The sequence below is a fragment of the Sphingobium sp. FG58 genome, from assembly GCF_057809055.1.
The window spans coordinates 1-12,348 of sequence record NZ_JBMDJF010000012.1 but is presented as its reverse complement, the minus strand read 5'-3'; the positions used below and the strand labels follow the sequence as shown (position 1 = coordinate 12,348).

12 protein-coding genes are annotated in these 12,348 nt (G+C 61.6%); 11 read left to right on the top strand and 1 reads right to left on the bottom strand.

From position 1 onward, the window contains the following. Positions 1-43 precede the first annotated feature (43 nt). Positions 44-1,315, top strand: a complete 1,272-nt coding sequence (locus ACODR8_RS14270; protein ID WP_489007863.1) for an acyl-CoA dehydrogenase family protein — start codon at positions 44-46, stop codon at positions 1,313-1,315. A gap of 3 nt (positions 1,316-1,318) precedes the next feature. On the opposite strand, the gene ACODR8_RS14265 is transcribed toward ACODR8_RS14270, so the two are convergent. Continuing rightward, positions 1,319-1,462, bottom strand: a complete 144-nt coding sequence (locus ACODR8_RS14265; RefSeq protein ID WP_489007862.1) for a hypothetical protein — start codon at positions 1,460-1,462, stop codon at positions 1,319-1,321. Between the two features lie 90 nt (positions 1,463-1,552). Here ACODR8_RS14265 and ACODR8_RS14260 point away from each other — a divergent pair, with 90 nt between their 5' ends. The 10 genes from ACODR8_RS14260 to ACODR8_RS14215 all read left to right on the top strand — a co-directional run. After that, positions 1,553-3,067 (top strand): acyl-CoA dehydrogenase family protein, encoded by a 1,515-nt coding sequence (locus ACODR8_RS14260; RefSeq protein WP_489007861.1) that lies wholly within the window; start codon positions 1,553-1,555, stop codon positions 3,065-3,067. Between the two features lie 41 nt (positions 3,068-3,108). After that, positions 3,109-4,284 (top strand): acetyl-CoA C-acyltransferase, encoded by a 1,176-nt coding sequence (locus ACODR8_RS14255; protein WP_489007860.1) that lies wholly within the window; start codon positions 3,109-3,111, stop codon positions 4,282-4,284. Positions 4,285-4,350: 66 nt separating this feature from the next. Further along, on the top strand, positions 4,351-6,387 hold the full coding sequence (locus ACODR8_RS14250) for a 3-hydroxyacyl-CoA dehydrogenase NAD-binding domain-containing protein (RefSeq protein ID WP_489007859.1): 2,037 nt from the start codon (positions 4,351-4,353) through the stop codon (positions 6,385-6,387). A 16-nt stretch (positions 6,388-6,403) separates the two neighbouring features. After that, positions 6,404-7,168, top strand: a complete 765-nt coding sequence (locus ACODR8_RS14245) for an SDR family NAD(P)-dependent oxidoreductase (protein ID WP_489007858.1) — start codon at positions 6,404-6,406, stop codon at positions 7,166-7,168. Positions 7,169-7,186: 18 nt separating this feature from the next. Continuing rightward, positions 7,187-8,356 (top strand): acyl-CoA dehydrogenase family protein, encoded by a 1,170-nt coding sequence (locus tag ACODR8_RS14240; protein WP_489007857.1) that lies wholly within the window; start codon positions 7,187-7,189, stop codon positions 8,354-8,356. Next, positions 8,353-9,420, top strand: coding sequence for a phosphotransferase (locus ACODR8_RS14235; RefSeq protein ID WP_489007856.1), 1,068 nt, complete (start codon positions 8,353-8,355; stop codon positions 9,418-9,420). The genes ACODR8_RS14240 and ACODR8_RS14235 overlap by 4 nt, the downstream gene beginning before the upstream one ends. A gap of 99 nt (positions 9,421-9,519) precedes the next feature. Continuing rightward, positions 9,520-10,185 carry an SDR family oxidoreductase gene (locus ACODR8_RS14230; RefSeq protein ID WP_489007855.1) on the top strand — a complete coding sequence of 222 codons (666 nt, stop codon included), beginning with the start codon at positions 9,520-9,522 and terminating at the stop codon, positions 10,183-10,185. Positions 10,186-10,266: 81 nt separating this feature from the next. Next, positions 10,267-11,040, top strand: coding sequence for a coenzyme F420-0:L-glutamate ligase (gene cofE / locus ACODR8_RS14225; RefSeq protein ID WP_489007854.1), 774 nt, complete (start codon positions 10,267-10,269; stop codon positions 11,038-11,040). Next, on the top strand, positions 11,037-11,975 hold the full coding sequence (cofD, locus tag ACODR8_RS14220; RefSeq protein ID WP_489007853.1) for a 2-phospho-L-lactate transferase: 939 nt from the start codon (positions 11,037-11,039) through the stop codon (positions 11,973-11,975). Before cofE ends, cofD begins: the two co-directional genes overlap by 4 nt. Then, positions 11,976-12,348 (top strand): glycosyltransferase family protein (locus ACODR8_RS14215; protein ID WP_489007852.1); only part of this gene is annotated, 373 nt, incomplete at its 3' end.

Sequence of the window (12,348 nt, the reverse complement as noted above, 5' to 3'; positions counted from 1 at the left end):
GCAGGAATAAGCGTAATTCTGGCCAAAATTGTCAAGCATTAACTTGACGAACTTCAAATATATTGCTGTTTGGCGGGAAAGCTCCACGCCACGAATCGCCGCACAGGCCTTAGCTGGAGTTCAAACAAAACGCGGGAAGGGATGGGCTGTGCATTTCGAGCTGAGCGAAGAACATCAGATGATCAAGGAGCTTGTCACGAAGTTCGCCCGCGACTTCATGATACCCCTTGAGTCCGCCGTGATGGAGCGGGAAGCCGCCGGCAAGGAAATGTACGTCACCAAGGAGGAGCAGGCTTTTCTCGACGCCAAGGCGAACGAGTTGGGGCTGTTCGGCCTGGATGCGCCGCTGGACGTCGGCGGTGCCGATCTGCCCATGGTCGCCATGGTGGGGGTCGAGGAAGCGATCGGCTACACCGTGACGCCCTATGTACTGCCGCCGGATTCGCCCAATCTGCGTATGCTCATCGCCACGGTCGATGATCGTCAGCGAGAGGCCTATCTGGCTCCGCTCGCCGCCGGAAAGACGAGATCGGCCATCGGCATTTCCGAGCCTGGCGCCGGGTCGGACCCCGCAATGATGAAGACGCGCGCCGTGCGCGACGGCGACGACTGGATCCTCAACGGTCGCAAGATCTGGATTACCTATGCCGACGAGGCCGACTTCACGATCGTGATGGCAGTGACGGACCCTGAAAAGGGAGCGCGCGGCGGCATGAGCGCGTTTCTGGTCGACCGACACACACCCGGCTTCAACATCCTGCGCCGCATCCCGATGCTGGGTGGCCAGTCCACCTATGAAATCGCTTTGGATGACTGCCGCGTCGAGGGCTGGAAGCTGTTGGGCGTCGAGGGACAGGGCTTTGCCCCCATGCAAACCCGGCTCGCCACGCGGCGCATCCAAATGGCGGCCTGGTCGATTGGTATGGCGCAGCGCGCGCTCGACATGCTGGTAGGCTATGCGCCGCAACGGGAAACGTTCGGCGCACCGTTGTCGGAACGGCAGGCTATACAGTTCTGGGTGGCCGAAGCCGCAACCAAGATCCACGCCGCGCGGCTGATGGCTTATGATTGCGCCTGGAAGCTCGACAATGGCCACGACGTCCGGTCCGAAATCAGCATGATCAAATGGTATGCCACGGAAATGGCCTACACCGTGGTGGATCAGGCCATGCAGGCCTTCGGCGGCATGGGCATGACGAAGGAAGTGCCGCTGCAACTGATGCAGGCAAAGCTGCGGACCATGCGCGTTTATGACGGACCTACCGAAGTCCATAAGTGGGTGATCGCGCGCGGCCTGCTCGGCACGCGCAAATAGCGCTTACAGGAGCAGACAGTCATGACTTTCGCCTGTCCGGTCGCCGAACAGCGCTTCCTCCTGCGGCATATAGCGGGGGTGCACGATTTGATCGGGCGCGAGCCTTTCGGCGCCCTTGACGACGACGTGATCGAGGCCGTCATCCATGGCAGCGCCGCCTTTGCGGAGGGCGAGTTCGCCCCTCTGCTCCGGATCGGGGACGATCCCGGGCCACGATGGGCAGATGGCAGGGTCACGATGCCGACCGGGTTCCGTGAAGCTTATGCCAGTTTCGTGGAAAGCGGTTGGGGTACGATCGCGGCGCCGTCGGACTTCGGCGGTCAGGGGCTGCCGTTCAGCCTCGCCACATTGGTGCTCGAAAATCTCAGCGCCGCCAATCTGGGCTTCGCCGCCTGTCCGACCCTGACGGCAGGGGCGATCGAGGCGATCGAGGCGCATGGTTCGGCCGAGCAGAAAGCGCGCTGGCTCCCGAAACTCATAACAGGCCAATGGTCTGGCACGATGAACCTCACCGAACCGCAGGCAGGGTCGGACCTTGGCGCGTTGCGGACAGTGGCGGAACCGGACAGGAACGGCCTGTATCGGATCCGGGGCCAGAAAATCTTCATTTCGTTCGGCGAGCACGATCTGGTCGAAAACATCGTCCATCTCGTGCTCGCCCGGCTTCCTGACGCCCCTCCCGGATCGAAGGGCATTTCCCTGTTCATCGTGCCGCGCCAGCGGCTGGATGCAGACGGTAACCCAGTCGGCGCCAATGATGTGCATTGTGCCTCGATCGAACATAAGCTGGGCCTCCACGCCTCGCCCACCTGCGTCATGACCTATGGCGACCATGACGATTGCCTCGGCGAACTGCTGGGTGGGGAAAATGGCGGGCTTCGCGCGATGTTCACGATGATGAACAACGCCCGGATCAACGTCGGCAATCAGGGCATACAGGTCGCCGAACGTGCGCGCCAGCTCGCCGTCGCCTACGCCCGCGATCGCATCCAGTCGCCTCGTGCGGACCGCAGTTCAGGGATGGAGCCGGTGGCGATCATCGGTCATCCCGATGTGCGACGTATGGTGTTGCGGATGAACGCCCTGACCCAGGCGGCGCGCGCAATGCTCTATTATGCTTCAGGCCAACTCGACCGTGCACATCTTGGCGATGCACAGGCCCAAGTTCGTGCCGACCTGATGACCCCGCTCGTCAAATCCTATGGTTCTGACATAGGCTGCGAAGTGGCAGCACTGGGCGTCCAGGTCCATGGCGGCATGGGTTTCATTGAGGAAACAGGCGCGGCGCAACATTATCGCGACGCCCGCATCATGCCAATCTACGAAGGAACCAACGGCATCCAGGCCGCCGATCTAGTCGGGCGAAAGCTTGTGGGTGACGGGGGCGCTGGGCTGGCGAGCCTGCTGGCCGATGTCCGGCGCGATGCTGCCGATGTCCCCACCATCGCCGCACTGGCAGACGCTGTCGAACAGGTCGCACAGTGGATGATCGCAGCGCCGATCAACGATCGGCTGGCGGGTAGCTATCCGTTCATGACGATGGTCGCGGTTCTGACCGGCGGATGGTTGATGGCGCGTCAGGACCAGCTGGTTACGGACGCCACGACAACGCCTGATTTTGCCGCCGGCAAGCGGGCTGCGGCACGCTTTTATCTCAGCTGCGTCGTGCCCGAAGCACTGGGATTGCGCGCCGACGCACAAGCTGGCGCGGCACTATTCTATGATGTCCCCGACAATGGCCTGCTGGCCTGACAAGGCAGCCTGTTCACCGCATTCCCATTGGAGTTCCGCCCATGCGTTCCGCCGTTATCGTTTCCACCGCCCGCACCCCCATCGGCCGCGCCTATCGCGGTGCTTTCAACGCCCTGCCCGTGCCGACCCTCGGATCGCACGCGATCAGGGCCGCCGTCGAGCGTGCGGGTATCGATCCCGGCCAAGTGGATGATGTCGTTATGGGCTGCGCGCTGCAACAGGGCCACGCCGCTTTCAACGTCGCCCGAATGGCGCTGCTTGCCGCCGGATTGCCCGATGGCGTGTCGGGCGTATCGCTGGACCGGCAATGCGCATCCGGCCTGATGGCGATCGCCACAGCGGCCAAGCAGATCGTGACAGACAGGATGGACGTGACGATCGGTGGAGGGCTGGAGTCGATCAGCCTGATCCAGACACCGGAAATGCGGGCGGCGGTGGACCCGGCCCTGCAAGCGCGCCATCCCGACGTCTATATGCCGATGCTCCAGACGGCCGAAGTGGTTGGCGCCCGTTATGGCGTCAGCCGCGATGCCTGCGACGATTATGCACTTCAATCCCAGCAACGCACCGCCGCGGCGCAGGCCGCCGGCAAGTTCGACGACGAAATCATAGCCGTGACGGCGACCATGCAGCAGGTCGACAAGGCGACCAAGGCGGTTTCCGAGGTCCAGGTCACGCTGAGCAAGGACGAGGGCAATCGCCCGGAGACGACGCTCGACACGCTCCAATCTCTAAAACCGGTCATCGCAGACGGAATCGTGACCGCGGGCAATGCCAGCCAGCTCTCCGACGGTTCATCGGCGTGCGTACTCATGGAAGAAAAGCTGGCCGAACGCCGTGGACTGGCACCGCTGGGTCGCTATGTCGGCATGGCGGTCGCTGGCACACGGCCCGACGAAATGGGCATTGGCCCCGTATTTGCCGTGCCAAAACTGCTGGAGCGCTTCGGCCTCTCGATCGATGACATCGGCCTGTGGGAACTGAATGAAGCGTTCGCGGTGCAGCTTCTTTATTGCCGCGATACGCTGGGCATTCCCGATGAACTGCTGAACGTCAATGGTGGTGCGATCTCGATCGGCCATCCCTATGGCATGAGCGGCGCGCGAATGGTGGGCCATGCGCTGATCGAGGGAAAGCGGCGTGGCGCAAGGCATGTCGTGGTGACGATGTGCATCGGTGGCGGCATGGGCGCAGCCGGACTGTTTGAAGTGCTCTAAAGGGTCTCACAGCAGGTCAACGCCTTCCGCCTCCTCCGACAGTCCAAGCCAAAAAGAATGAGAAGCATGATGCTCAGCCATAGCCGTATCGGGGATATCCTCGAAATCGTTATCGAAAACCCGCCGGTGAATGCGCTCGGCGCATCCGTGCGCCGCGCACTTTTCGAGGCGATCGATCAGGCCGAAAAGGATGCGCTGGTGCGCGTCGTCCTGATCCGTGGCGGGGGAAAGCTGTTTTCGGCGGGTGCCGATATTAGCGAATTTGATCGGCCGGAGGAGGAACCGGGCCTCTCGACATTGGTCGATCGTATCGAAGATTGCAGCAAGCCGGTGGTTGCCGCGCTGCACGGCCAATGTCTGGGCGGCGGGCTGGAGGTGGCGATGGGATGTCACTTCCGCATCGCCGCGCGCAGCACGCGGCTCGCCTTGCCCGAAGTCACGCTGGGTTTGCTGCCCGGCGCTGGCGGAACTCAGCGGCTGCCTAGGCTTATCGGTGCCGTTGCGGCCGTTGACATGATCGCGACCGGCGCGGCGATTACCGCGCTGGAGGCAGAGGCGCTGGGCCTGATCGACCGGCTGATCGATGATGCGGACATTGCCGCAGCCGCGCTGGACTATGCACGAACGCTCGTCGCTCCGCGCCGGACCCGCGATCTTTCCGTGACGGCCACGGCCGACGATGTCGATGTGCACATTGCCGCGAACGCCAGGAAATTTGGCGGGCTGGAGGCGCACAAGGCCTGCATCGAAGCGGTCAAGGCCGCGGCCCGGCAGCCCTTTGCACAGGGCCTTGCCCTCGAAAAGTCGCTCTTCGAGCAACTCGTCAAGAGTGACCAGGCCCGTGCATTGCAACATGCGTTCTTCGCCGAACGCCGCGCGGCCACGATCGCGGACCTGCCCAGGGACACGCCCAAGCGCCCCATCGCGCAGGTCGGCGTGATCGGTGCGGGCACCATGGGCACCGGCATCGCCATGAACTTCCTGCTCGCGGGATTGCCCGTCACGCTTGTCGAAAAGGAAGCCGACGCGCTGCAACGCGGTGTCGATACGATCGCCAGGACTTTTGCCGCCAGCGTTACGAAGGGCAAGATGACGGCAGATCAGGAGCAACGGGCCAATGGCCTGCTCGCGCCGATGGTAGCGTTCGATGAGCTTAGCCGCAGCGACCTGATCATCGAGGCCGTGTTTGAGGACATGGCCATCAAGAAAGAGATTTTCGGCACGCTCGACCGGATCGCAAAGCCGGGCGCGATCCTTGCGTCCAACACGTCCTTCCTCGACATCAACGAGATGGCCGGCGTCACGAAGCGGCCCGAAGATGTGGTTGGCCTGCATTTCTTCTCCCCGGCCAACATCATGAGGCTGGTCGAAGTCATCCAGGGCGCGCGGACGGGCCAGGACGTGCTGGCGACCTGCATGGATCTGGCCAAACGGATCGGCAAGGCCCCTGTCCTCTCCGGCGTATGCTACGGATTCATCGGCAACCGCATGTTGCTACCCAGGCTCGACCAGGCGAAACAGTTGCTGCTCGAAGGCGCTACCATCGCGCAGATCGATGCGGTCAGCACGCGCCTTGGCCTGCCAATCGGTCCTTTGCAGATGATCGATCTGGCTGGGGTGGACATCGGTTGGCATCGCGACCCGACACGGATCGACAGTCTGAACGATGCGCTATGTGCCAAGGGACGGCTGGGGCAAAAAAGCGGCGGCGGATATTATGACTATGACGAACGGCGCAGACCCGTATCATCGCCGGACGTGGACGCGATCGTGGAGCGGTTCCGGGCCGACACCGGCATTGTGCCGCGGGCTATATCGGACGATGAGATAATGGTCCGCACCGTCTATATCATGATCAACGAGGCGGCGCTCATTCTGGAGGAAGGCATCGCTCAGCGCGCATCCGACATCGATACGGTGTGGATGCTGGGCTTCGGCTGGCCGCGCTGGACGGGTGGCCCGCTCTGGTGGGCGACACAGGCTGGGATCGAAAGCATCATCGACGGACTCGAACGGAATCGCGATCACTTTGGCCCGTTGTTCGCGGTTGCGGATTCGCTGAAAAAAGGATCGTCGCGCTATCAACCCTTCTATCCTGCATAAAAGGCGGAACCTGGAGATGGACAATATTGTGCAACGCTGGCGACTGGAGGGCAAGGTCGCCTTCGTCACGGGCGCATCTGGGGGCCTTGGTGCCTACTTCGCAAAGATACTGGCGGCGGCGGGAGCCTCCGTCATCATCGGTGCACGTCGGCAGGGCTCACTTGCAAGCGTGGCAGCTGAGATCATTGCGCTGGGAGGCGTTTGTGAAACCGTAAGCCTCGACGTCACGCGCGCTGACTCCATCGCCGCAATCGCGCCGTTGCTGGAGCGGGTGGACATTCTCGTTAACAATGCCGGACTGGTGCGGGACGGCGCTGCCCTCAATCAATCGGAGGACGACTGGGACGCCGTCATCGACACCAATCTCAAGGGCATGTTCCTTATGTCGCAGGCGGTCGGCAGGGCGATGCGGGAACGCGGCACAGGCGGGTCCATCATCAACATCGCGTCGATTCTGGGTCTGCGCCAGGCAGGCGGAGTCCTGCCCTATGCCGTGTCCAAGTCAGGTGCGATCCAGATGACCAAGGCACTGGCGCTCGAACTGGCGCGCTACAATATTCGGGTGAACGCGCTCGCGCCTGGTTATCTGGCGACAGAACTCAACGACGATTTCTGGCGCAGTGACGCCGGCAAGGCGATGATCAAACGCATCCCGCAGCGCCGCCTGGGGCAACTTGACGATCTGGAAGGGCCGCTGCTGCTGCTCGCATCCGATCTCTCCGCTTACATGACCGGATCGGTGATTGAGGTGGACGGCGGCCATCTGGTCAGCACGCTTTGAAAAACAAGGAACAATGAGATGACTGATCGCGCCCTCGCCATAGCGGATCGCGTAGAGGCCTTCGTCCGCGACATCGTGGTTCCTTATGAAAAGGACGCGCGTATCGAAAGCCATGGGCATGGACCGCCGGAGGATCTGGTCGCGGAACTGCGGGCCAAGGCACGGGCGGCCGGCGTCATGACCCCGCACATTCTTGACGACGGCTCCCATCTCACCCAGCGCGAGACGGCTATCATTCTGAAGCGGTCGGGACTTTCCCCGCTTGGGCCGGTTGCGGTCAACACGATGGCGCCCGACGAGGGCAATATGTACCTGCTGGGCAAGGTCGGAACGCCGGAACAGAAGGTCCATTTCCTCGCGCCACTGGTATCGGGGGAGGCCCGATCGGCCTTTTTCATGACCGAACCGGCGGCCGAAGGCGGCGCAGGGGCCGATCCGTCTATGATGCAGACCCTGTGCCATCCCGATGGCAATCATTGGGTCATCAACGGTCGCAAGGCGTTCATTACCGGCGCGCAAGGCGCGAAAGTCGGCATCATCATGGCCAAGGCGCAGGAAGGCGCCTGCCTGTTTCTGGTTGACCTGCCTGACCCCGCGATCCGCATCGAACGGCTGCTCGACACGATCGACAGTTCCATGCCGGGCGGCCACGCTGTCGTCACCATCGACAATTTGCGTGTGCCCGCAGATCAGATGCTCGGCGCCAGCGGCGAGGGATTCAAATATGCGCAGGTTCGCCTCAGCCCCGCGCGCCTCTCGCATTGCATGCGCTGGCATGGTGCGGCGACACGGGCGCAGGAAATTGCAACCGCCTATGCCTGCAAACGGGAGGCTTTCGGGAAGTTGCTGGTGGATCATGAAGGCGTCGGCTTCATGCTGGCGGAAAATCTGATCGACTTGCAACAGGCGGAACTGATGATCGACTGGTGCGCCGACGTGCTGGACGGCGGTTCGCTCGGCACGGCGGAAAGTTCGATGGCGAAGGTCGCCGTGTCCGAGGCGCTGATGCGTGTCGCCGACCGCTGCGTGCAGGTGATGGGCGGCACGGGCGTATCGGGCGATACGATCGTAGAGCAGGTATTCCGCGAGATTCGTGCTTTCCGCATTTATGACGGTCCGACCGAAGTCCATAAATGGTCGCTCGCCAAGAAGATCAAACGCGACTTCCTCAAGGCGCAGGGCGTATGAGTGGCAGTAACGACAATCTCGGCACGACCGCCGTACGGGAGGGCTATGCCTTCGACGAGGCGGCGCTCGCACGCTGGATGGCGGCAAACGTGCCGGGCTTTACCGGACCGATGCAGGTCGAGCAGTTTCGGGGCGGCCAGTCCAACCCAACCTATAAGTTGCTGACCCCGAACCATAGCTATGTGCTGCGTCGCAAGCCGCCTGGACAATTGCTCAAGGGCGCCCATGCGGTGGAGCGCGAGGCGAAAGTTCTGATCGGCCTGGCCAAGGCCGCCTACCCCGTCGCGCACGTCCACGCCATCTGCACCGACGACAGCATCATCGGCACATGGTTCTATGTCATGGACATGGTGGAAGGCCGCATTTTCTGGGATGCGACAGTTCCCGGCGTGGGCGAGGCTGAACGGGCGGCGATCTTCGATGCGATGAACGATGCCATGGCACAATTGCATCGGGTCGATTATGATGCCGTTGGTCTTGGTGATTATGGCCGTGCCGGGAACTATTTCGATCGTCAGATCGGCCGCTGGTCGAAGCAATATGAGGAAGACGCAGACGCCGGGCGCGATCCGAACATGGACCGGCTCATCGCCTGGCTTCGGAAGAACATGCCGGTCGATGACAACGAGACCAGCGTAATCCACGGTGACTTTCGGATCGACAATATGATCTTCCATCCAACAGAGCCGAAGGTTCTGGCCGTGCTGGACTGGGAATTATCTACACTGGGGCATCCCGGCGCGGACTTTGCCTACAACGCCATGATGTACCGGATGCCGCCCTACATCGTGGCAGGCCTTGGCGGGTCCGACATCGCTGCCCTGGGCATTCCCACCGAGCAAGATTATGTCGCGGCCTATTGCGCGCGAACCGGGCGCGAAGCCATGCCCAACTACGGCTTCTACATGGCTTTCAACTTCTTCAGGCTGGGAGCGATCTTCCACGGCATAAAAGGCCGGGTCTTGCGTGGGACTGCGGCAAGCGCGCAGGCGACGGAGCGTGTCGCGGTGTTGCCCGAGCTTTTCGCGCTGGCATGGCATCAGGCGGAACTGGCGTCGCGCTAAAAATTACTTGTTTAGAGACACCTGCCGTCCCTTCGCGTTGCCTGGACCTTGGATCTGAGTGTCGCGGTGCGGCCGAAAGATAATTTTAGGAGAGTTTACATGAGTCATACCGTTGTCACTGGAGTTGCTGGCGTGCTGGGCAAGGCCGTCGCACGCGTTCTGATCGAAAAAGGTCACGAGGTGACTGGAATTGATGTCACCAGCCAAGCCGAAGGCTTTCAGGGAAATTTCATCGGGTTGACAGACCTGACCACTGCGGAGGGAGCAGAAGGCGCCGCCCTTAAAGTCCTTGCGAATGGACCAATCGACGGTCTCGTCAACATTGCGGGTGGTTTTCGTTGGGAAACCATCGCGGATGGCAGCCCCGACAGTTGGGAGTTCCTGCACAAGATCAATGTAATGACGGCACTTCATATGAGCCGTTCGTTACTCCCGTCGCTCACCGCGACCAGAGGCGCCATCGTCAATGTGGGCGCGGCGGCGACGCTCAAGGCCGGACTTGGCATGGGCCCCTATACAGCGAGCAAATCCGGTGTTGCGCGCCTTACGGAAGCGCTCGCAGAGGAACTGAAGGACCAAGGAGTACGGGTCAATGCGGTACTGCCTTCGATCATTGATACGCCGGCGAACCGTGCGGACATGGGAGAGGCCGATGCGGACAGATGGGTAGTCCCGGTCGAACTTGCGCAAGTGATCGCATTCCTGCTGTCCAGGCAGGCGTCGGCAATCACGGGTGCAAACATTCCGGTGACGGGGCGGGTTTAGATGTATTTGTGCGTCACAAGAGCTATGTTAAGTATCCGGGCTTAAGAAAATTTGGTTCGATTGCTCCAATGGGGACTGGTAATGACTGATATGGGCGCCAGCCTGTCAGCGCTCGCGCTGGGCGCGGTACCTTTGATCAAGCCCGGCGACGATCTTGCTGAGGTGATCGCGGCCTCCCTTGATGCGAATGCCACGCGGCTCGATCAAGGCGATATCGTAGTTCTCGCGCAGAAGATTGTTTCAAAAGCAGAGGGACGGATTGTCGATCTCGACGGCGTGATGCCGACGGACCGCGCCAAGACGCTGGCCGCCGAGGCTCAAAAGGATCCGCGACTGGTCGAACTGATCTTGGCGGAAGCCAGTGAGGTGATGCGCATCCGGCCCGGCGTCATCATTGTTCGCCACCGCTTGGGCCTGGTTTTGGCTAACGCCGGCATCGATCAATCGAACATCGATCATGGCGGGCGCCGCAAGGCGCTTCTTTTACCGATCGATCCCGACGAAAGTTGCCGCCGCATTCGTGCGAACCTTCTCACGCGGACGGGCGTCGACGTTGCTGTCCTGATTATCGATAGCCTTGGCCGGGCTTGGCGCAACGGCACGACTGGTACTGCCATCGGAGTTAGCGGTATTGCTGGGGTCCTTGATCTGCGCGGGCGCGCTGACCTTCACGGACGCCTCCTTGAATCAAGTGAACTCGCCCTCGCCGATGAGATTGCAGCGACAGCCTCTCTTGTCATGGGGCAAGCCGACGAACGTCGCCCCGTCGTTCTCATCCGCGGTGTACGCGGCGATCGCGTCGACGGGCGCGCCGCAGATTTGATCCGATCTCGTGAAATGGACCTGTTTCCATGATCCTCGCGCTCGCGGGCGGTGTCGGCGGTGCCAAGCTCGCGCGGGGGCTAGCGGCAGTGCTCTCGCCAGAAGATTTGACCGTGATCGTCAATACCGGCGACGATTTCGAGCATCTGGGCCTAACAATCTGTCCCGATCTCGACACCGTTATGTACACCATGGCAGGGATCAACAACATCTCACAAGGCTGGGGGCTAGCCGGCGAAAGCTGGGCCTTTATGGAGGCCCTCGGCGGGCTCGGAGGAGAAACATGGTTCAACCTTGGTGACCGAGATCTCGCAACGCATGTTTCGCGCACTGTCATGCTGCGCGAGGCAAGTCTGTCAGACGTCACTACTCGTCTTGCAGGAAGGCTTGGCGTCACACAAAGAATCGCTCCGATGAGCGATGAGCCTGTTCGATCGATTGTCGATACCGACGAAGGCGCTCTCCCCTTTCAGGATTATTTCGTTCGACGCCGTGCTGAGCCCCGCTTTCGCTCGATTCACTTCGAAGGCGTCGAGGCGGCACGGCCGAGCCGGGCGTTTTCCGATGCGCTCGACGATCCCCAACTCGAAGCGATCATTCTCTGCCCATCCAACCCGATATTGAGCATCCGCCCGATCTTGGCGTTGCGGGGCATCGACGATCGCCTCAACCGCCGCCGCGTGCCGTTAGTCGCAGTATCACCTTTCATCGGGGGTCAAGCGGTCAAGGGTCCCGCGGCCAAGATCTTCACCGAACTTGGGCTGGCGACGAATGCAGCCGGGATAGTGGCTGCCTATGACGGCCTGTTGGATGGTCTGGTAATTGATCGCGGCGATCGCGGTGACATGCTGGCAGATCGGCCGTCAATTTTTGCGACGAATACGTTGATGAAAAACGATGCCGATCAGACTCGACTCGCCACCGAAACCCTCGCCTTCGCGCGGGGCCTCACGGTCTCGGTAAGTTAGGTGACGACCTACGCCATTCTTGCGGCACAGCTGCCCGAAACAGGCAAAAGCCGCCTTGCATCGATCCTGTCGCCAGTGCAGCGAGTGGCGTTGAACCATCGCATGTTTGATCATGTGCTATCCGTCATCGGCAACGTTTCGTCGCTGAGGTGTATCGTTGTGAGCCGATCGCCAGACCTGCTTGATAAGGCTCGCGCCGCAGGCGCTGTCGCGCTTGCTGAGGTCGGCGTCCCGGGGCTCAACGCTGCGCTCACGCAGGGTGCGAAATTTGCGGCCGCGCTTGGCGCGAAGGCCGTCCTGTCGCTCAGTAGCGACTTACGTAAGTGCCGACGGAAGGTGGCGTTGACGCGGCCTGTCAGGCTTTGCGGCGTTT

Excerpts from the sequence above, each read along its gene's own strand:
- ACODR8_RS14265 (WP_489007862.1), bottom strand. The coding sequence starts at position 1,462 with ATGGATGACGGCCTCGATCACGTCGTCGTCAAGGGCGCCGAAAGGCTC.
- ACODR8_RS14260 (WP_489007861.1), top strand. The coding sequence starts at position 1,553 with ATGCCGACCGGGTTCCGTGAAGCTTATGCCAGTTTCGTGGAAAGCGGT.
- ACODR8_RS14255 (WP_489007860.1), top strand. The coding sequence starts at position 3,109 with ATGCGTTCCGCCGTTATCGTTTCCACCGCCCGCACCCCCATCGGCCGC.
- ACODR8_RS14250 (WP_489007859.1), top strand. The coding sequence starts at position 4,351 with ATGATGCTCAGCCATAGCCGTATCGGGGATATCCTCGAAATCGTTATC.
- ACODR8_RS14245 (WP_489007858.1), top strand. The coding sequence starts at position 6,404 with ATGGACAATATTGTGCAACGCTGGCGACTGGAGGGCAAGGTCGCCTTC.
- ACODR8_RS14240 (WP_489007857.1), top strand. The coding sequence starts at position 7,187 with ATGACTGATCGCGCCCTCGCCATAGCGGATCGCGTAGAGGCCTTCGTC.
- ACODR8_RS14235 (WP_489007856.1), top strand. The coding sequence starts at position 8,353 with ATGAGTGGCAGTAACGACAATCTCGGCACGACCGCCGTACGGGAGGGC.
- ACODR8_RS14230 (WP_489007855.1), top strand. The coding sequence starts at position 9,520 with ATGAGTCATACCGTTGTCACTGGAGTTGCTGGCGTGCTGGGCAAGGCC.
- cofE (WP_489007854.1), top strand. The coding sequence starts at position 10,267 with ATGACTGATATGGGCGCCAGCCTGTCAGCGCTCGCGCTGGGCGCGGTA.
- cofD (WP_489007853.1), top strand. The coding sequence starts at position 11,037 with ATGATCCTCGCGCTCGCGGGCGGTGTCGGCGGTGCCAAGCTCGCGCGG.